Annotated in this window: 20 protein-coding genes; 18 read left to right on the plus strand and 2 right to left on the minus strand. The window is 40.0% G+C overall.

Annotation, left to right across the window (positions count from 1 at the left end; all coding sequences use genetic code 11):
• Positions 1-66 precede the first annotated feature (66 nt).
• Genes FQT24_RS01475 through FQT24_RS01485 form a run of 3 tightly spaced genes read left to right on the plus strand, consistent with a single transcriptional unit; the run spans position 67 to position 2,629 of the window.
• Positions 67-792, plus strand: coding sequence for a CppA family protein (locus FQT24_RS01475; RefSeq protein WP_143951969.1), 726 nt, complete (start codon positions 67-69; stop codon positions 790-792).
• Positions 789-1,724: a serine hydrolase domain-containing protein gene (locus tag FQT24_RS01480; protein ID WP_143951970.1), complete on the plus strand. Its 936-nt coding sequence runs from the start codon at positions 789-791 to the stop codon at positions 1,722-1,724. The genes FQT24_RS01475 and FQT24_RS01480 overlap by 4 nt, the downstream gene beginning before the upstream one ends.
• Before the next feature lie 8 nt (positions 1,725-1,732).
• Positions 1,733-2,629: a DMT family transporter gene (locus tag FQT24_RS01485; RefSeq protein ID WP_143951971.1), complete on the plus strand. Its 897-nt coding sequence runs from the start codon at positions 1,733-1,735 to the stop codon at positions 2,627-2,629.
• Between the two features lie 43 nt (positions 2,630-2,672).
• Here FQT24_RS01485 and FQT24_RS01490 read toward each other — a convergent pair whose 3' ends face one another.
• Positions 2,673-3,371 carry a GntR family transcriptional regulator gene (locus FQT24_RS01490; protein WP_143953007.1) on the minus strand — a complete coding sequence of 233 codons (699 nt, stop codon included), beginning with the start codon at positions 3,369-3,371 and terminating at the stop codon, positions 2,673-2,675.
• Positions 3,372-3,512: 141 nt separating this feature from the next.
• Here FQT24_RS01490 and guaA point away from each other — a divergent pair, with 141 nt between their 5' ends.
• The 10 genes from guaA (at position 3,513) to FQT24_RS01545 (ending at position 13,474) form a co-directional block, all read left to right on the plus strand.
• Positions 3,513-5,075 carry a glutamine-hydrolyzing GMP synthase gene (gene guaA / locus FQT24_RS01495; protein ID WP_000065710.1) on the plus strand — a complete coding sequence of 521 codons (1,563 nt, stop codon included), beginning with the start codon at positions 3,513-3,515 and terminating at the stop codon, positions 5,073-5,075.
• A gap of 366 nt (positions 5,076-5,441) precedes the next feature.
• On the plus strand, positions 5,442-6,728 hold the full coding sequence (locus FQT24_RS01500) for a peptidase U32 family protein (protein ID WP_000169104.1): 1,287 nt from the start codon (positions 5,442-5,444) through the stop codon (positions 6,726-6,728).
• A gap of 315 nt (positions 6,729-7,043) precedes the next feature.
• Positions 7,044-7,244, plus strand: coding sequence for a F0F1 ATP synthase subunit C (locus FQT24_RS01505; protein WP_001054560.1), 201 nt, complete (start codon positions 7,044-7,046; stop codon positions 7,242-7,244).
• A 33-nt stretch (positions 7,245-7,277) separates the two neighbouring features.
• Positions 7,278-7,988, plus strand: a complete 711-nt coding sequence (atpB, locus tag FQT24_RS01510) for a F0F1 ATP synthase subunit A (protein WP_000392870.1) — start codon at positions 7,278-7,280, stop codon at positions 7,986-7,988.
• 13 nt (positions 7,989-8,001) lie between these two features.
• Positions 8,002-8,496: a F0F1 ATP synthase subunit B gene (gene atpF, locus FQT24_RS01515; protein ID WP_001103468.1), complete on the plus strand. Its 495-nt coding sequence runs from the start codon at positions 8,002-8,004 to the stop codon at positions 8,494-8,496.
• Positions 8,496-9,032 (plus strand): F0F1 ATP synthase subunit delta, encoded by a 537-nt coding sequence (locus tag FQT24_RS01520; protein WP_143951972.1) that lies wholly within the window; start codon positions 8,496-8,498, stop codon positions 9,030-9,032. Before atpF ends, FQT24_RS01520 begins: the two co-directional genes overlap by 1 nt.
• 14 nt (positions 9,033-9,046) lie before the next feature.
• The gene (gene atpA, locus FQT24_RS01525) at positions 9,047-10,552 is read left to right on the plus strand and encodes a F0F1 ATP synthase subunit alpha (RefSeq protein WP_000996629.1); all 1,506 of its coding nucleotides are present in this window, start codon (positions 9,047-9,049) and stop codon (positions 10,550-10,552) included.
• Positions 10,553-10,567: 15 nt separating this feature from the next.
• Positions 10,568-11,446: a F0F1 ATP synthase subunit gamma gene (locus FQT24_RS01530; RefSeq protein ID WP_143951973.1), complete on the plus strand. Its 879-nt coding sequence runs from the start codon at positions 10,568-10,570 to the stop codon at positions 11,444-11,446.
• Positions 11,447-11,637: 191 nt separating this feature from the next.
• Positions 11,638-13,044 (plus strand): F0F1 ATP synthase subunit beta, encoded by a 1,407-nt coding sequence (gene atpD / locus FQT24_RS01540; RefSeq protein WP_084926883.1) that lies wholly within the window; start codon positions 11,638-11,640, stop codon positions 13,042-13,044.
• A gap of 10 nt (positions 13,045-13,054) precedes the next feature.
• Positions 13,055-13,474, plus strand: a complete 420-nt coding sequence (locus tag FQT24_RS01545) for a F0F1 ATP synthase subunit epsilon (protein ID WP_000068037.1) — start codon at positions 13,055-13,057, stop codon at positions 13,472-13,474.
• 44 nt (positions 13,475-13,518) lie between these two features.
• Here FQT24_RS01545 and FQT24_RS01550 read toward each other — a convergent pair whose 3' ends face one another.
• A complete protein-coding gene (locus FQT24_RS01550; RefSeq protein WP_143951974.1) occupies positions 13,519-14,532 on the minus strand; it encodes a lactonase family protein in 1,014 nt (337 codons plus the stop codon).
• A 195-nt stretch (positions 14,533-14,727) separates the two neighbouring features.
• Between FQT24_RS01550 and FQT24_RS01555 the strand changes: the two genes are divergently transcribed.
• From FQT24_RS01555 to FQT24_RS01575, 5 genes are all read left to right on the plus strand, one after another.
• Positions 14,728-16,710 (plus strand): peptide ABC transporter substrate-binding protein, encoded by a 1,983-nt coding sequence (locus tag FQT24_RS01555; protein WP_143951975.1) that lies wholly within the window; start codon positions 14,728-14,730, stop codon positions 16,708-16,710.
• A gap of 117 nt (positions 16,711-16,827) precedes the next feature.
• Positions 16,828-17,994, plus strand: coding sequence for an AI-2E family transporter (locus FQT24_RS01560; RefSeq protein WP_143951976.1), 1,167 nt, complete (start codon positions 16,828-16,830; stop codon positions 17,992-17,994).
• A complete protein-coding gene (locus tag FQT24_RS01565; protein WP_185952530.1) occupies positions 17,984-19,213 on the plus strand; it encodes a tetratricopeptide repeat protein in 1,230 nt (409 codons plus the stop codon). Before FQT24_RS01560 ends, FQT24_RS01565 begins: the two co-directional genes overlap by 11 nt.
• Positions 19,214-19,353: 140 nt before the next feature.
• Positions 19,354-19,995, plus strand: coding sequence for an amino acid ABC transporter permease (locus FQT24_RS01570; protein ID WP_049487112.1), 642 nt, complete (start codon positions 19,354-19,356; stop codon positions 19,993-19,995).
• Positions 19,996-20,004: 9 nt separating this feature from the next.
• Positions 20,005-20,634 (plus strand): amino acid ABC transporter ATP-binding protein, encoded by a 630-nt coding sequence (locus FQT24_RS01575; protein ID WP_143951977.1) that lies wholly within the window; start codon positions 20,005-20,007, stop codon positions 20,632-20,634.
• Positions 20,635-20,640: the final 6 nt, after the last annotated feature.

Below are 20,640 nucleotides of genomic sequence, written 5' to 3' on the forward strand. Positions count from 1 at the left end.
AAATCTGAGCATAATTTCTTGTAAAAAATTCTAAAATCCTTTAAAATAAAAGAGTTGGAGGAATTTATGAATGTAAATCAGATTGTACGGATTATTCCTACTTTAAAAGTTAATAATAGAAAATTAAATGAAACATTTTATATAGAAACCCTTGGCATGAAGGCCTTGTTAGAAGAGTCAGCCTTTCTGTCACTAGGTGATCAAACAGGTTTAGAAAAGCTGGTTTTAGAAGAAGCTCCAAGTATGCGCACTCGTAAGGTAGAGGGAAGAAAAAAACTAGCTAGATTGATTGTCAAGGTGGAAAATCCCTTAGAAATCGAGGCCTTATTAGCTAAAACAGATTCGATTCATCAATTATATAAAGGTCAAAATGGCTACGCTTTTGAGATTTTTTCACCCGAAGATGATTTGATTTTGATTCATGCGGAAGATGACAGAGCAAGTCTAGTAGAAGTAGGAGAAAAGCCAGAATTTCAAACAGATCTGGAGTCAATTTCTTTAAGTAAATTTGAAATTTCTATGGAATTACACCTCCCAACGGATGTAGATAGTTTCTTGGAACTATCTGAAATTGGGGCGTCACTTGATTTTATCCCAGCACAGGGGCAGGATTTGACTGTGGACAATACGGTTACTTGGGACTTATCTATGCTCAAGTTCTTAGTCAATGAACTAGATATAGAAAGTCTTCGCCAGAAGTTTGAGTCTACCGAATATTTTATTCCTAAGTCTGAAAAATTCTTCCTTGGTAAAGATAGAAATAATGTTGAATTGTGGTTTGAAGAAGTATGAAGTGGACCAAGATTATTAAAAAAATAGAAGAACAAATCGAGGCAGGGATTTATCCCGGAGCCTCTTTTGCGTATTTTAAGGGCAATAAATGGACGGAGTTCTATTTAGGACAGAGTGACCCAGAGCATGGCTTGGATACTGATCCAGGACTGGTTTATGACCTAGCCAGTGTCAGTAAGGTTGTTGGAGTTGGCACCGTTTTTACCTTCTTGTGGGAAAAAGGCAAATTAGATATTGATAGACCTGTAACAGATTTTTTAGATGAGAGTGATTATCCAGATATCACTATTCGCCAGCTCTTAACCCATGCTACAAATCTGGATCCTTTTATTCCCAATCGTGATCTTTTAACAGCACCTGAATTAAAGGAAGCGATGTTTCATCTTAAGAGACGAAGTCAGCCAGCCTTTCTTTATTCAGATGTCCACTTTTTGCTTTTAGGTTTTATTTTAGAGAGAATTTTTGATCAAGACCTGGATGTAATTTTACAAGAACAAGTCTGGAATTTTTGGGGAATGGCTGAAACCAAGTTTGGCCCTGTTGAGCTTGCTATTCCAACAGTCAGAGGTGTAGAGGCGGGTCTGGTACATGATCCCAAGGCTCGTCTCCTGGGCAGACATGCAGGTAGTGCTGGTTTGTTTTCGACTGTAAAGGATTTACAAATCTTTTTAGAACACTATTTAGCAGATGATTTTGCAAGAGATTTGAGTCAAAATTTTTCTCCTTTGGATGACAAGGAACGTTCTTTAGCATGGAATTTGGAAGGAGAATGGCTAGACCATACGGGCTATACAGGTACCTTTATCATGTGGAATCGTCAGAAGCAAGAAGCGGTCATTTTCCTATCGAACCGTACCTATGAAAAGGATGAGAGGGCTCAATGGATTGTAGACCGCAATCAAGTGATGGACTTGATTCGCAAAGAAGAGTAAGGAGAGACATGTCAAATAGTTTAAAAGGGATTCTATTAACAGTTGTGGCTGGGATTGCTTGGGGTCTGTCAGGAACGAGTGGCCAATACCTGATGGCGCACGGAATTTCGGCTCTGGTTTTGACCAACTTGCGTCTTTTAATCGCTGGTGGAATTCTCATGGTCTTGGCTTATGCTACTGCAAAGGATAGAATGCTGGCCTTTTTAAAGGATAGAGAGAGTTTGCTGTCTCTTCTTATTTTTGCTCTGATTGGCCTCTTCCTCAATCAATTTGCCTATCTAACTGCTATTCAGGAGACCAATGCAGGAACCGCGACGGTGCTTCAGTATGTTTGTCCTGTAGGGATTTTGATTTATAGCTGTATCAAGGATAAGGTGGCGCCAACACTGGGAGAGATTATTTCAATCATATTAGCTATCGGAGGAACCTTCCTGATCGCAACACATGGGCAGTTGGACCAGTTATCTATGACACCTGCAGGTCTGTTCTGGGGTCTCTTTTCTGCTCTGACTTACGCACTTTATATCATTTTGCCCATAGCCTTGATTAAGAAGTGGGGGAGCAGCTTGGTCATCGGTGTGGGAATGGTCGTAGCAGGTTTGGTCGCCCTTCCTTTTACAGGAGTTCTACAGACTGCTATCCCAACTAGTCTTGATTTTCTCCTTGCTTTTGCAGGTATTATCCTTATCGGGACTGTCTTTGCCTATACAGCCTTTCTAAAAGGAGCCAGTTTGATTGGACCAGTTAAGTCAAGTTTGTTGGCTTCAATTGAGCCAATCTCTGCGATTTTCTTTGCTTTCCTAATTATGAATGAACAATTTTATCCAATTGATTTTCTTGGTATGGTCATGATATTGTTTGCTGTAACTCTGATTTCTTTGAAAGATTTACTTTTAGAAAAATAAAAAAAGACTCTTTGTCCGTGACAGAGAGTTTTTGTGTAGTAATCTAATTGTTTTCAAGATAAAATTCAAAGCGTTCGCCTACATACTGACTTTTTACGTATTCAAAAGCTGTCCCATCTTCTAGGTAAGAAACCTGAGTCAGCCCAAGAATAGCATGTCCTTTTTCAACTTTTAAATAGTGGGCAATTTTTTCTTTAGCAAGGCGCGCATAAATAGTCTGCTGTGATTTGCCGATACGGTAGCCATGTTTTTGTAAGGTTTGGAAGAAATGACTTGTGATTTCTTCTTTTTTAAAGTCCTTAATGAATTTTTCAGGAATAGAAGCAACTTCATAAACCAGAGGAACTTGGTCGGCATAGCGAACCCGTTCCATTCGGATAATATTCTCCGTTGGAGAAATTCCTAACTTTGCAACTTCCTGCTCATTGGGAATGGTTTTTCTGTAGGAAATGAGTTGGCTAGAGGGAACTTTACCTTGGGATTTGACAATTTCAGTAAAACTGGTTGTTCCTCGCATCTTTTCTTGTACTCGAGTACTAGACACAAAGGTGCCACTTCCAACTCTGCGCTCCAGAACACCTTCTTCGACCAAGAGGGAAATTGCTTGGCGGAGGGTCATGCGGCTGACCTCAAACTGCTCTGCTAAATCTCTTTCACTGGGAAGTCTCTCACCAATGGCCCAACGATTTTCGTCAATATCCTTTTTAATCTGATCATGGATTTTCATATAAGCGGGTAGCATATTTTTCACTTCATTTCTATCTTTTCTCTATTGTACCCTAATAAACAAGAAAAAGTCAATCTTCGCCTTGTTTAGTTGGTAATTCACTAGTATTTGTGATAGAATATTGAGAAAAGATATTTCTTTTGAGAAAGGAAAAAGATGAGCAACATTTCAACTGATTTGCAAGATGTAGAAAAAATCATCGTATTGGACTATGGTAGCCAATACAACCAGCTGATTTCACGCCGTATCCGTGAGATTGGTGTTTTTTCAGAACTAAAGAGCCATAAAATTTCAGCTGCTGAAGTTCGTGAAATCAATCCGGTAGGAATCATCCTTTCAGGTGGTCCAAACTCTGTATACGAAGATGGTTCATTCGATATTGACCCAGAAATTTTCGAACTTGGAATTCCAATTTTGGGAATCTGTTATGGTATGCAGTTGTTGACCCATAAACTTGGAGGAAAAGTTGTTCCTGCAGGTGATGCTGGAAATCGTGAATATGGTCAATCAACCCTAACTCACACACCATCAGCTCTTTTTGAATCAACACCTGATGAGCAGACTGTTTTGATGAGCCATGGTGATGCAGTTACTGAGATTCCTGCTGACTTTGTTCGTACAGGTACATCAGCTGACTGCCCATACGCAGCCATCGAAAACCCAGATAAACACATTTACGGTATCCAATTCCACCCAGAAGTTCGTCATTCTGTATACGGAAATGATATCCTTCGTAACTTTGCCCTTAACATTTGTAAGGCTAAAGGTGATTGGTCAATGGATAACTTTATTGATATGCAGATCAAAAAAATCCGTGAAACAGTTGGAGATAAACGTGTCCTTCTTGGCCTATCAGGTGGAGTTGACTCATCTGTAGTTGGAGTTCTTCTCCAAAAGGCTATTGGCGATCAATTGATCTGTATCTTTGTAGACCACGGTCTTCTTCGTAAAGGAGAAGCAGACCAAGTTATGGACATGCTTGGTGGTAAGTTTGGTTTGAATATCGTCAAAGCAGACGCTGCTAAACGTTTCCTTGACAAACTTGCTGGCGTTTCTGACCCTGAGCAAAAACGTAAAATCATCGGTAATGAATTTGTGTATGTATTCGATGACGAAGCAAGCAAGCTCAAAGATGTGAAATTCCTTGCTCAAGGTACCTTATATACAGACGTTATCGAGTCTGGTACAGATACAGCTCAAACTATCAAGTCACACCACAACGTGGGTGGTCTTCCAGAAGACATGCAGTTTGAATTGATCGAACCACTCAACACTCTCTATAAAGACGAAGTTCGTGCTCTTGGTACAGAGCTTGGTATGCCAGACCATATCGTATGGCGCCAACCATTCCCAGGACCAGGCCTTGCTATCCGTGTCATGGGAGAAATTACTGAAGAGAAACTAGAGACTGTTCGTGAGTCAGACGCTATTCTGCGTGAGGAAATTGCCAAAGCTGGCCTTGACCGCGATATTTGGCAATATTTCACTGTTAACACAGGCGTTCGCTCAGTTGGGGTTATGGGTGACGGTCGTACTTATGACTACACGATTGCAATCCGTGCTATTACCTCTATCGATGGTATGACAGCTGACTTTGCAAAGATTCCTTGGGAAGTTCTTCAAAAGATTTCTGTACGTATCGTAAACGAAGTAGACCATGTTAACCGCATCGTCTACGATATTACAAGTAAACCACCTGCAACAGTTGAGTGGGAATAGTCATCTAAGGACTAATTTATGTAGTTTAACGAGCCAGTATCTTTGAATACTGGTTTTTTACTTTATCTAGATTTTTGATTACTTGTTAAAACTGGGTGAATTTTCGATAGTTTATCAGCCATTATGAAAATCAAAGATCAAGCTAGGAAGGCAGCAGAAGGTTGCTCAAAGCACTACTTTAAGGTTGTAGATAAGACTGACGAATATATAATCCAAGGTGAAGCTGACCTGGTTTGAAGAGATTTTTGAAGAGTATTAAAAGATTAGAATTGTCAAAACAATCTGTCTAGGCTTGATTTTATGGTTTATTTACTATAAAATGAGAAGGAAAAACGTCAAACTTTTATATTGCAAATAGGAGAAAACATGACAAAAACATTAAAACGTCCTGAGGTATTATCACCTGCAGGGACTTTAGAGAAGCTAAAAGTGGCTGTTCAGTATGGAGCAGACGCTGTCTTTATCGGTGGTCAGGCCTATGGTCTTCGCAGCCGTGCCGGAAACTTTACCTTTGAACAAATGGAAGAAGGTGTCCAGTTTGCGGCCAAGTATGGGGCTAAGGTCTATGTAGCTGCCAACATGGTTATGCACGAAGGAAATGAAGCTGGTGCTGGTGAGTGGTTCCGTAAACTGCGTGATATCGGGATTGCAGCAGTTATCGTATCTGACCCAGCCTTGATTATGATTGCAGCGACTGAAGCACCGGGTCTTGAAATTCACCTCTCTACTCAAGCCAGTGCCACTAACTATGAAACTCTTGAGTTCTGGAAAGAATTGGGCTTGACGCGTGTCGTTTTGGCGCGTGAGGTTTCGATGGAAGAATTGGCAGAAATCCGCAAACGTACAGATGTTGAGATTGAAGCTTTTGTACATGGAGCCATGTGTATTTCTTACTCTGGTCGTTGCACTCTTTCAAACCACATGAGTATGCGTGATGCCAACCGTGGGGGTTGTTCACAATCTTGTCGTTGGAAATACGACCTTTACGACATGCCATTTGGTCAAGAACGCAAGAGCTTGAAGGGTGAAATTCCTGAAGAATTTTCAATGTCAGCCGTTGATATGTCTATGATTGACCATATTCCAGATATGATTGAAAATGGTGTAGACAGTCTTAAGATTGAAGGACGTATGAAGTCTATTCACTACGTATCAACAGTAACCAACTGCTACAAGGCGGCTGTTGATGCTTATCTAGAAAGTCCAGAAAAATTTGAATCTATCAAACAAGATTTGGTGGACGAGATGTGGAAGGTTGCCCAACGTGAATTAGCAACAGGTTTCTACTACGGTACACCATCTGAAAATGAGCAGTTATTTGGTGCTCGTCGTAAAATTCCTGAGTATAAGTTTGTCGCTGAAGTCGTTTCTTATGATGATGCGACACAAACAGCAACCATTCGTCAACGGAATGTCATTAACGAGGGGGACCAAGTTGAGTTTTATGGCCCAGGTTTCCGTCATTTTGAAACTTATATTGAAGATTTGCACGATGCTAAAGGCAATAAAATTGACCGCGCACCAAATCCAATGGAACTCTTGACTATTAAGGTGCCTCAACCTGTTCAAGCAGGAGACATGGTTCGTGCATTAAAAGAAGGTCTTATCAATCTTTATAAGGAAGATGGAACCAGCGTCACAGTTCGAGCTTAAGAAGCATGAAGGAAATGAATGATTTCTGGTTGCTTTCCCTTTAATTCTTCTTACTAAAAGAGCATTAGGTTAAAGAAAATATATTAATTTCCATCCGAGATTTCATCTCGGATTTTTTCAATATTTTTCAGAAATCTCTAGATAATGGTCGGATTTATTACAAGTTTTTTCCAAAGTTTTCTATATAATAGGCTTAAAAATAGTAAAATTGTAAATAATTTTCATTAAACGCTTTCAATGTTAGTAAAAAGTTGACAAATCCAATTTTTAGGACTAAACTAAGTAAGTAAATTTTAATTAAAAGGAGAATTCGTCATGAATTTAACATTTTTCGGTCTATGTCTTGCCTGTATGGGTGTATCTCTTGGTGAAGGTATGTTGATGAACGGTTTGTTGAAATCAGTTGCTCGCCAACCAGATATCATCTCAGAACTACGTAGTTTGATGATCCTAGGGGTTGCCTTTATTGAAGGTACTTTCTTTGTTACTCTTGTCTTTTCATTTATCATCAAATAAAAGAAGTATAAATTGAAAAAGGGAGGATTTTAGATGGAAGAAAGTATTAATCCAACCATCAATATTGGTCCTGTTACCTTTAATTTAACCATAGTAGTTTTGACTTTGTTGACTGTAGCACTTATTTTTGGCTTTATTTATTGGGCAACTCGAAATATGACTTTGAGACCCACAGGAAAACAAAATGTATTAGAGTATTTATTTGATTTTGTTGTTGGATTTACAAAATCAAACCTTGGTCCAATGATAAAGGATTATTCTCTCTTTTATTTCTGTCTATTCCTATTTATGGCCATTGCAAATAATATTGGCTTAATGGCTAGAATTCAGACTACAGATGGTGTAAATCTTTGGACCTCACCAACAGCAAATTTGTCATTTGACTTGGTCTTGTCTTTTACAATTATCTTAATGACTCACGTAGAAGGAATTCGTCGTCGTGGAATCAAAAAGTATTTAAAAGCATTTGTAACACCAGGTTTTATGACACCAATGAATCTCTTAGAAGAAGTTACCAATCTCCTTTCACTTGCATTGCGGGTCTTTGGTAATATCTTTGCAGGGGAAGTGATGGCAAGTATGTTAGTCCTACTTTCTCATCAGGCCTTCTATTGGTATCCTATTGCTTTTGGAACAAATCTAATCTGGACTGCATTTTCTGTTTTTATTTCTTGTGTACAAGCATATGTATTTACATTGTTATCTTCAATGTACCTAGGAAATAAAATTAATGATGAAGAATAGAAAGGAGTAGTTTATGAATGTAACAGTAGGTGAATTACTTGGTGATTTTATACTAATCGCTGGTTCCTTTATTCTCTTGCTAGTCTTGGTTAAGAAATACGCTTGGTCAAATTTGACTAGCATTTTCGAACAAAGAGCAGAAAAAATTGCAGCAGATATTGACGGAGCTGAACAAGCACGTCAAAAAGCAGAAGTATTGGCTCAGAAACGCGAAGATGAATTGGCTGGTAGCCGTAAAGAAGCTAAGACAATCATTGAGAATGCGAAAGAAACAGCTGAGAAAAGCAAAGCTAGTATTTTAGCAGATGCTAAGCTAGAAGCAGGACGCTTGAAAGAAAAAGCGAACCAAGAAATTGCTCAAAATAAAGCTGAAGCTTTACAAAGCGTTAAGGGTGAGGTAGCAGATTTGACAATCAGCTTGGCTGGTAAAATCATCTCACAAAACCTTGACGGTCATGCCCATAAAGAACTCATTGATCAGTATATCGATCAGTTAGGAGAAGCTTAATGGACAAGAAAACAGTAAAGGTAATTGAAAAATACAGCATGCCTTTTGTCCAATTGGTTTTAGAAAAAGGAGAAGAAGACCGTATATTTTCAGACTTAGCTCAAATCAAGCAAGTTGCTGAAGAAACAGGTTTACCTTCTTTTTTAAAAAAAGTGGCAGTAGACGAGTCTGACAAGGAAAAAACGATTGCGTTCTTCCAAGATTCAGTGTCGACTTTATTGCAAAACTTTATCCAGGTTCTTATCTACAATCACAGAGCAAATCTTTTTTATGATATTCTTGTAGATTGCTTGAACCGACTTGAAAAAGAAACAAATCGATTTGAAGTGACGATTACGTCAGCTCATCCTTTAACTGATGAACAGAAGAATCGCTTGCTCCCTTTGATTGAGAAAAAAATGTCTCTTAAAGTAAGGAGTATAAAAGAACAAATCGATGAAAGTCTTATTGGTGGTTTTGTCATTTTTGCCAATCACAAGACAATTGATGTGAGTATTAAACAACAACTTAAAGTTGTTAAAGAAAATTTGAAATAGAAAGTGGTGTTCTTTTGGCAATTAACGCACAAGAAATCAGCGCTTTAATTAAGCAACAAATTGAAAATTTCAAACCCAATTTTGATGTGACTGAAACAGGTGTTGTAACCTATATCGGGGACGGTATCGCGCGTGCTCACGGCCTTGAAAATGCCATGAGTGGAGAGTTGTTGATTTTTGAAAACGGCTCTTATGGTATGGCTCAAAACTTGGAGTCAACAGACGTTGGTATTATCATCCTAGGTGACTTTACAGATATCCGTGAAGGCGATACAATCCGCCGTACAGGTAAAATCATGGAAGTCCCAGTAGGTGAAAGTCTGATTGGTCGTGTTGTGGATCCGCTTGGTCGTCCAGTTGACGGTCTTGGAGAAATCCACACTGATAAAACTCGTCCAGTAGAAGCGCCAGCTCCTGGTGTTATGCAACGTAAGTCTGTATCAGAACCATTGCAAACTGGTTTGAAAGCTATTGACGCCCTTGTACCGATTGGTCGTGGTCAACGTGAGTTGATTATCGGTGACCGTCAGACAGGGAAAACAACCATTGCGATTGATACAATCTTGAACCAGAAAGGTCAAGATATGATCTGTATCTATGTTGCGATTGGACAAAAAGAATCAACAGTTCGTACGCAAGTAGAAACACTACGTCAGTACGGTGCCTTGGACTACACAATCGTTGTGACAGCCTCTGCTTCACAACCATCTCCATTGCTTTTCCTAGCTCCTTATGCTGGGGTTGCCATGGCGGAAGAATTTATGTACCAAGGGAAGCATGTTTTGATCGTTTATGATGATCTTTCAAAACAAGCGGTGGCTTATCGTGAACTGTCTCTCTTACTTCGTCGTCCTCCAGGTCGTGAGGCCTTCCCAGGGGATGTTTTCTACCTTCACAGCCGTTTGCTTGAGCGCTCAGCTAAAGTATCTGATGAGCTTGGGGGTGGATCAATTACAGCCCTACCATTTATCGAGACACAAGCAGGAGATATCTCAGCCTATATCGCAACCAACGTGATTTCAATCACTGATGGACAAATCTTCCTTGGTGATGGTCTTTTCAATGCAGGTATTCGTCCAGCCATCGATGCGGGTTCATCTGTATCTCGTGTAGGTGGTTCTGCACAAATCAAAGCCATGAAGAAGGTTGCTGGTACACTTCGTATCGACCTTGCTTCATACCGTGAGTTGGAAGCCTTCACTAAGTTTGGTTCTGACTTAGATGCGGCAACACAGGCTAAATTGAACCGTGGACGTCGTACCGTTGAGGTCTTGAAACAACCTGTTCACAAGCCATTACCTGTTGAGAAACAAGTAACCATTCTCTATGCTTTGACACATGGTTTCTTGGATACTGTTCCAGTAGATGATATTGTTCGTTTCGAGGAAGAGTTCCATGCCTTCTTTGACGCTCAACATCCAGAGATTTTGGAAACCATTCGTGATACAAAAGACTTGCCAGAAGAAGCAGTCTTGGATGCTGCGATTACAGAGTTTCTCAATCAAACCAGCTTCCAATAAGAATAGAGGTGTCAGATGGCAGTATCTCTAAATGATATTAAAACAAAAATCGCCTCAACAAAAAATACGAGTCAAATCACTAATGCCATGCAAATGGTATCGGCTGCTAAGCTAGGACGCTCTGAAGAAGCAGCTCGTAACTTCCAAGTTTATGCTCAGAAAGTGCGTAAACTTTTGACAGATATTCTTCATGGTAATGGAGCTGGTGGTTCAACCAATCCGATGTTGATTAGCCGTCCTGTGAAGAAGACAGGCTATATCGTCATTACTTCAGATCGCGGTTTGGTTGGAGGTTATAATTCTTCTATTCTGAAAGCCGTTATGGAGTTGAAGGAAGAATACCATCCAGATGGTCAAGGTTTTGAAATGATCTGTATCGGTGGAATGGGAGCTGATTTCTTTAAGGCTCGTGGTATTCAACCACTTTATGAACTACGTGGCTTGGCAGATCAACCAAGCTTTGATGAAGTCCGTAAGATTATTTCAAAAACTGTTGAAATGTACCAAAATGAACTATTTGATGAACTCTATGTCTGCTACAACCACCATGTCAATACGCTAACCAGTCAAATGCGTGTGGAACAAATGCTTCCAATTGTTGACTTGGATCCAAATGAAGCGGATGACAGTTACAGCTTGACCTTTGAATTGGAAACTAGCCGAGAAGAAATTTTGGAGCAGTTGTTGCCTCAGTTTGCAGAAAGTATGATTTATGGTGCTATTATCGACGCTAAGACAGCTGAAAATGCTGCGGGTATGACAGCCATGCAAACAGCGACAGATAATGCTAAGAAAGTCATTAATGATTTGACAATTCAGTATAACCGTGCCAGACAGGCGGCGATTACACAAGAAATTACAGAAATCGTAGCAGGAGCTAGTGCCTTAGAATAGGCTCTAGTCCAGCTCGTATGAAAATGAACTTATACTCAATGAAAATCAAAGAGCAAAGTAGGAAGCTAGCCGCAGGCTGTACTTGAGTACGGTAAGGCGACGCTGATGTGGTTTGAATTTGATTTTCGAAGAGTATTAGGACCTAGTTGAACTAGGAACCGACAGTATCTTATATAGAATAGGAGAAGGAGATGAGTTCAGGTAAAATTGCTCAGGTTATCGGTCCCGTTGTAGACGTCTTGTTTGCAGCAGGGGAAAAACTTCCTGAGATTAACAATGCACTTGTCGTCTACAAAAATGACGAAATAAAAACAAAAATCGTCCTTGAAGTAGCCTTGGAGTTGGGAGATGGTATGGTCCGTACTATCGCCATGGAATCAACAGATGGTTTGACTCGTGGAATGGAAGTATTGGACACAGGTCGTCCAATCTCTGTACCAGTAGGTAAAGAAACTTTGGGACGTGTCTTCAATGTTTTGGGAGACACCATTGACTTGGAAGCTCCTTTTACAGAAGACGCAGAGCGTCAGCCAATTCATAAGAAAGCTCCAACTTTTGATGAGTTGTCTACCTCTTCTGAAATCCTTGAAACAGGGATTAAGGTTATCGACCTTCTTGCCCCTTACCTTAAAGGTGGTAAAGTTGGACTTTTCGGTGGTGCCGGAGTTGGTAAAACCGTCTTAATCCAAGAATTGATTCACAACATTGCCCAAGAACACGGTGGTATTTCAGTATTTACCGGTGTTGGGGAACGTACTCGTGAGGGGAACGACCTTTACTGGGAAATGAAAGAATCAGGCGTTATCGAGAAAACAGCCATGGTATTTGGTCAGATGAATGAGCCACCAGGAGCACGTATGCGTGTTGCCCTTACTGGTTTGACAATCGCTGAATACTTCCGTGATGTGGAAGGCCAAGACGTGCTTCTCTTTATCGATAATATCTTCCGTTTCACTCAGGCTGGTTCAGAAGTATCTGCCCTTTTGGGTCGTATGCCATCAGCCGTTGGTTACCAACCAACACTTGCTACGGAAATGGGTCAATTGCAAGAGCGTATTACATCAACTAAAAAGGGTTCTGTAACCTCTATCCAGGCTATCTATGTGCCAGCGGATGACTATACTGACCCAGCGCCAGCAACAGCCTTCGCTCATTTGGACTCAACAACTAACTTGGAACGTAAGTTGGTACAATTGGGTATCTACCCAGCCGTTGACCCACTTGCTTCAAGCTCACGTGCCTTGGCACCTGAAATCGTTGGAGAAGAGCACTATGCAGTTGCTGCTGAAGTAAAACGCGTTCTTCAACGTTACCATGAATTGCAAGATATCATTGCTATCCTTGGTATGGATGAGCTTTCTGATGAAGAAAAGACCTTGGTTGCTCGTGCCCGTCGTATCCAGTTCTTCTTGTCACAAAACTTCAACGTTGCGGAACAATTCACTGGTCAGCCAGGTTCTTATGTTCCAGTTGCTGAAACTGTTCGTGGCTTTAAGGAAATCCTTGATGGTAAACACGACCACTTGCCAGAAGATGCCTTCCGTGGGGTTGGTTCTATCGAAGATGTGATTGCAAAAGCTGAAAAAATGGGATTTTAAGAGGTGATCTATGGCTCAGTTAACTGTCCAGATCGTGACACCAGATGGTCTCGTCTATGATCACCATGCCAGCTTTGTATCAGTTCGAACTCTGGATGGTGAGATGGGAATCTTGCCACGACATGAAAATATGATTGCAGTTTTAGCAGTTGATGAGGTTAAGGTTAAACGTGTAGATGATGAAAATCACGTGAACTGGATTGCAGTGAACGGAGGCGTTATCGAAGTTGCTAATGGTGTTATCACAATCGTTGCTGACTCTGCAGAACGGGCTCGTGATATCGACGTTAGTCGTGCAGAACGTGCCAAACTTCGAGCAGAGCGTGAAATTGAAGAAGCACAAGACAAACACTTGATTGACCAAGAACGTCGTGCGAAGATTGCACTGCAACGTGCCATTAACCGTATTAATGTCGGAAATAGACTATAAGAAAAAAATGAACTTGAGTTACCAAGTTCATTTTTTATGTTTTCTTAAGGGGCAAAACTGATGCAGACTGCTTCTGGGACATGGAAGTCATTAGAAAGTTCTGCTAGACGTCCAGATTCAGAATTGCGTTTAAAGACAGTTGCATTGTCAGAGTCCTGATGGACAGCAATAAGGAATTCTTGATCTGGTGTCAAATCAAAATCACGTGGAGTCTGACCATGTGTCGGAACGATTTCTAACAACTCTAGGCTACCGTCCGCAAGAATTGTATATACTGCGATAGAATCATGACCACGGTTAGAAGCGTAGAGGTATTTACCATCTTTAGAGAGACGAATAGCAGCAGTACCATTAAAGCCTTCATAACCGTCTGGTAGAGTTGAAATGACTTGCATGCGTTCAAATTCGCCAACACCATCGTAGATTAGAACCTCGATAGTGCTATTGAGTTCACAAATGAGATAAGCAATTTTATAATGGTTATGGAAAATAATATGGCGTGAGCCTGCTCCTGGCTGGCTATGATAGGTATAGAGCTTAGATAATTTTCCTTCTGAATCAAGATCGTAAGTAATTACTTGGTCAGTACCCAAGTCGCAGGTCACTAGATAGTGGTCAGGTGTTAAATCTGTATAGTGAACATGTGGAGAAGCTTGATTTTCATGTGGACCTTGGCCACTGTGTTGATCAACATCACTAAGTAGAAGATAACCATCTTCCTGACGTTTATAAACAAGGACTTGTCCCTTGTGGTAGTTGGCAGCATATACCAAATCACGCTTTTCATCCACAGCAACATAACAGTGGGGAGCTCCTTCTTCAACGACATGATTTAATAAAGTCCCGTCAGTTTGATAGGCTGCGACTCCCCCCTTATCGTCTTGACTACCAACGGTGTATAAATGTTGGTGCTGGTCAAAGGCAAGGTAGGTCGGACTTGGCTCAGGTGCAAAAAGTTCTAGATTTGAAAGCTGACCAGTTTCTGTATCAAAGTCAGCCTTGTAAATCCCTTGGGAAGTCCGACGTGTATAAGTTCCAAAATAAACAGTTTCTTTCATAACTTTACCTCTATATAAAGATAAGACTATTATATCACAAAAATAAGCCAATTAAAGACATCCAATTAGATGTAAGCACTTTAAAAAAATAATTGATTGGTTTTTTGAAAAATATAATAATATTGAAATTGTTTTCCTTACTTTTCTTCTTAAAAGTGCTATAATAATCCTATACAAATTGCAAAGGAGTTTTTTATGAAAAAACGTGTTTTCTTAGCAGCAGGAGTTGCTGTACTCTCGGCAGCTGTTCTAGCAGCGTGTTCATCTGGTAATGGGAATAAGGAAGCAAATAAACCAGTTACTTATGCCTATGTATTTTCATCAGATCCTTCGACTCTGGATTATACAGTTTCTGGAAATGTCAGCACTAAACAGGTCACAGGTAACGTTATTGACGGTTTGCTTGAAAATGACCAATATGGGAATCTTGTTCCATCAGTTGCAGAAGATTGGACTGTTTCCAAAGATGGTTTGACCTATACCTATAAAATCCGTCAGGGTGTCAAATGGTATACCAATGAGGGGGAAGAGTATGGTGAAGTCAAGGCTCAAGACTTTGTGACTGGTCTGAAACACGCAGCAGATAAGAAATCAAAGGCTCTTTATCTTGTACAGGATTCTATCAAAGGATTGGATGACTATGTAAATGGGAAAACAACAGATTTTTCTAGTGTTGGGGTAAAAGCAACTGACGATTATACTGTAGTCTATACTTTGAATCATCCAGAATCTTTCTGGAATTCAAAAACAACAATGGGAGTCCTTGCACCAGTTAATGAAGACTTTTTAGCTTCTAAAGGAGATGACTTTGGTAAACCCACTGATGTTACGAGCATTCTCTACAACGGTCCTTATCTCCTCAAGGGTCTTACATCTAAGTCTTCTATCGAAATGACCAAAAATCAAAACTACTGGGATAAACAAAATGTCTTTATTGATGATATCAAGTTATCCTTCTTTGATGGTCAAGATGCAGACTCTCTAGGACGCGGTTTTGATGAGGGACACTATCCAGCTGCACCACTCTTTAAAAACTCTGCTAACTATGAACGTCTAAAAGAAAAATACAAGGATAATATTGTGTATGGTCAACAGCGTGGAGGAGTTTTTTATATCTCAACCAATATCGACCGTGTAAATTACAATCACACTGCTAAAACAAGTGATACAGAAAAAACTTCTACTAAGAAAGCCTTGTTAAACAAAGATTTCCGTCAAGCCTTGGCTTTTGCGGTAGATCGTAAAGCAGGGATCTCTCAAGTATTTGGTGATGAAGTAGGACCTCGTAAGTTACGGACAAGTTTCACTCCTCCAACATTTGTACAAGTAGGAGATCAAACATTTGGTCAAGTTACTAAGACAGAATTGGATAAATTGGATAATGTCTGGAAAGATGTCAGTCTTGATGATGCCCAAGATTCACTTCATAATGTAGACAAGGCTAAAACTAAGTTTGAAGCTGCTAAGAAAACTCTTCAAGCTGATGGAGTACAGTTCCCAATTCATTTAGATTTGCCAATTTCTTCATCAAATCCAGATTTTATTCGTCAGGTTCAGTCTTATAAACAATCCATTGAGGAAGCCTTAGGCTCTGACAATGTAGTTGTTGATATTCAACAAGTTTCTGATGACGAATTGGGAAGTATGACTACTCTAGCTACTTCCAATGCAAATACTGACTGGGATATTAATGCAGTCAGTGGTTGGACTCCAGACTTTGCAGATCCATCGACTTATCTAGATGTATTTGATCCAACTTCAGGTCCAAGTCTCCTAAGTGCTCTTGGTGTGGCACCAGGAACAGACAATCCAGTTATTAAAACAGTTGGATTGGATAAATACAAAGAACTGATTGATGATGCAAATAGTGAGAAAACAGACCTTCAAAAACGTTATTCCAAATATTCTAAGGCCCAAGCTTGGTTGTCAGATAGTGCACTTGTTATTCCAGTATACTCTGATGGTGCTCAAATGCTAGTGACGAAAATGGTTCCTGGCAGTGGTGCCGGTGGCTGGGTAGGTGACAAGACTAGTGAAAATAGCTACAAGTATCTGAAAATCCAAGATAAGATTGTCACTACTAAAGAAATGGATGAGTTCCGCAAGAAATTTGCTGATGAAAAAGCCAAATCCAACGCAGATTATCAGAAGAACTTAGACCGTCATATTCAAGACTAATCGAATCTCCTCTTTTGAGGGGATTTTTTATGTCGCTGTCTCTATGTAAGCACTTTAAAAAAGAGTTATTTTGACCTAAAAATGGTATAATGAGAGAATGACAGAAAGGAATTATATATGGAACAAAAAGAGAAACATTTTAGCCTATCTTGGTTTTTTAAGTGGTTTTTGGATAACAAGGCCATTACGGTATTTTTGGTAACCTTATTATTGGGACTGAATCTTTTTATTTTAAGTAAGATTAGTTTTCTATTTTCACCTGTTTTGGACTTTTTGGCAGTTGTGATGTTACCAGTCATTCTATCTGGTTTGCTATATTATTTACTGAATCCCATTGTTGATTGGATGGAGAAACACAAAATTAATCGTGTTATAGCTATCACTATTGTCTTTGTCATCATCGCTCTCTTTATCATTTGGGGCTTGGCAGTAGCGATTCCAAATCTGCAACGTCAAGTTTTAACATTTGCAAGAAATGTACCAATCTATCTTGAAGATGCTGACAGGGTTATTGACGATTTGGTAACCAAGCGTTTACCAGATGATTTCAGGCCTCAGTTAGAACAAGTTTTGACAAACTTCTCTAGTCAGGCTACAGTTTGGGCGAGCAAGGTTTCTTCTCAGGCAGTAAACTGGGTGAGTGCCTTTATTAGTGGGGCATCTCAAGTGATTGTTGCCTTGATTATCGTTCCTTTCATGCTCTTTTATCTCTTACGTGATGGGAAAGGCCTGCGTCACTATTTGACCCAATTCATGCCAACGAAATTGAAAGAACCTGTTGGACAAGTTTTATCAGATGTGAATCAGCAGTTGTCCAACTATGTTCGAGGACAAGTAACAGTGGCTATTATTGTTGCGGTAATGTTTATGATCTTCTTCAAGATTATCGGTCTACGTTATGCGGTTACGCTGGGTGTTACTGCTGGTATTTTAAATTTGGTTCCTTATCTTGGCAGCTTCCTAGCCATGCTTCCTGCCCTAGTATTGGGCTTGATTGCTGGGCCAGTCATGCTTTTGAAAGTAGTAATTGTCTTTATCGTAGAACAAACTATTGAAGGACGTTTTGTCTCTCCATTGATTTTGGGAAGTCAATTGAATATCCATCCCATTAATGTTCTCTTTGTCTTATTAACTTCAGGATCCATGTTTGGTATTTGGGGAGTTTTACTTGGTATTCCAGTTTATGCTTCTTCTAAGGTTGTGATTTCAGCCATTTTTGAGTGGTATAAGGTAGTCAGTGGTCTATATGAATTAGAGGGAGAGGAAATCAAGAGTGAACAATAGTCAACAGATGTTACATGCCTTGGAGAAGCAAGATTTAACTAAGGCTGAGCACTATTTCGTCAAAGCTTTAGAAAATGATCCAAGTGACCTTCTATATGAGTTAGCTACTTATCTTGAAGGGATTGGTTTTTATCCTCAAGCCAAGGAAATTTACCTGAAAATCGTAGAGGACTTTCCAGAGGTTAATCTTAATCTAGCATCTATTGCTAGTGAGGATGGTCAGATCGAAGAAGCTTTTGCTTACCTAGAGGAAATCCAACCTGACAGCGACTGGTATGTTTCGGCTTTGGCTCTGAAGGCAGACCTTTACCAGCTGGAAGGTTTAACAGATGTGGCGCGTGAGAAATTACTGGAGGCTTTGAGTTATTCAGAGGATCCTCTCTTGATATTGGGCTTGGCAGAGTTGGATAGTGAGTTGGAAAATTACCAAGAGGCCATTCAAGGCTACGCCCAGTTAGATAATCGTACTATTTATGAGCAAACAGGCATTTCTACCTATCAACGGATTGGCTTTGCCTATGCCCAGTTAGGGAAATTTGAAACGGCTACAGAGTTTTTAGAAAAAGCCCTGGAGTTAGAATACGATGACCTAACAGCTTTTGAGTTAGCCAGTCTTTGTTTTGATCAGGAAGAATACCAAAAAGCTGTCCTCTACTTTAAGCAACTTGATACCATTTCACCTGATTTTGAAGGATATGAGTATGGTTACAGTCAGGCCTTACATAAGGAGCATCAAGTTCAAGAAGCCCTGCGTATCGCTAAGCAAGGCTTAGAGAAAAATCCCTTTGAAACTCGCCTCTTGCTAGCTGCTTCACAATTCTCTTATGAATTGCATGATGCTAGTGGTGCAGAAAATTACCTCCTTACTGCTAAAGAAGATGCTGAGGATACGGAAGAAATCTTACTCCGTCTAGCAACTATTTATCTGGAGCAGGAGCGTTATGAAGACATTCTAGACTTGCAAAGTGAGGAGCCAGAAAATCTTTTGACCAAGTGGATGATTGCTCGTTCCTATCAAGAAATGGACGATTTGGATTCTGCCTACGAGCATTACCAAGAATTAGTAGGAGATTTGAAGGACAATCCAGAGTTTCTGGAACACTATATCTATCTCTTGCGTGAACTGGGCTACTTTGAGGAAGCAAAAGTCAATGCTCAAGCTTACTTAAAACTGGTTCCAGATGATGTGCAAATGCAAGAACTATTTGAGAGATTGTAAGAATATATTTTTAAAAACTGTATCTAATCATTTTTGATAGATATAGTTTTTCTTTTTTAAAGAGAATTTTTTTACAAAAATTATTGGTTATTTTGTTTATTTATGCTATAATAGGAACAATTATTTTTAGGAGGTGCAGTATGTCTTATTTGTTTGAGATATTACCGAGTTTATTGAGCGGTGCAAGCATGACTTTACAGGTTTTTGCACTGGTCTTGATTTTTTCTATTCCCTTGGGCGTTTTGATTGCCTTTGCCTTGCAAGTCCATTGGAAGCCCCTCCATCATTTGATTAATATTTATATTTGGATTATGCGAGGCACACCCTTGCTCTTGCAATTAATCTTTATCTATTATGTGCTGCCAAGTATTGGGATTCGTTTGGACCGTCTTCCTGCGGCTATCATTGCCTTTGTGTTGAATTATGCGGCTTACTTTGCTGAAATCTTCCGTGGAGGGATTGATACCATTCCTAAAGGTCAATATGAGGCTGCTAAGGTCTTGAAGTTCAGTCCTTTTGACACAGTGCGCTATATTATTTTGCCTCAGGTGACCAAAATTGTTCTTCCCAGTGTCTTTAATGAAGTCATGAGTCTGGTCAAGGATACTTCCTTGGTTTATGCTCTAGGCATTTCAGACCTTATCTTGGCTAGTAGAACAGCTGCAAACCGTGATGCTAGTCTGGTTCCTATGTTCTTGGCAGGAGCCATTTACTTGATTTTGATTGGTATTGTGACCATTCTTGCCAAAAAAGTTGAGAAGAAGTACAGTTACTATAGATAGGAGGCTGCCATGTTAGAATTACGAAATATCAATAAAGGCTTTGGTGAAAAGCAAATTTTGTCCAATTTCAGTCTAAAAATTCCTGAAAAGCAAATCCTAGCTATCGTTGGGCCTTCGGGTGGAGGTAAGACAACTCTCTTACGTATGCTTGCAGGTCTTGAAACCATTGATTCAGGGCAAATCTTTTATAATGGAGAACCTTTAGAATTGGATGAACTGGAGAAGCGCAATCTACTGGGATTTGTATTCCAAGATTTTCAACTGTTCCCTCATTTATCTGTTCTAGATAATTTGACCTTATCGCCTGTGAAAACCATGGGAATGAAGCAGGATGAGGCTGAGCTGAAAGCGCGAGGTCTTTTGGAACAATTAGGACTGGCAGGACATGCAGATGCCTATCCATTCTCACTATCAGGTGGGCAAAAGCAGCGGGTAGCCTTGGCGCGTGCTATGATGATTGACCCGGAAATCATTGGCTACGATGAACCAACTTCTGCCCTAGATCCAGAATTACGCTTGGAAGTGGAAAAACTAATCTTGCAAAATAGGGAACTTGGAATGACACAGATTGTGGTTACCCACGATTTACAATTTGCGGAAAATATCGCAGATCAGATTCTCAAGGTTGAGCCCAAGTAGGAGGTG

This window comes from Streptococcus mitis, assembly GCF_901542415.1.
GTDB classification, from domain to species: Bacteria; Bacillota; Bacilli; order Lactobacillales; family Streptococcaceae; genus Streptococcus; species Streptococcus mitis_BL.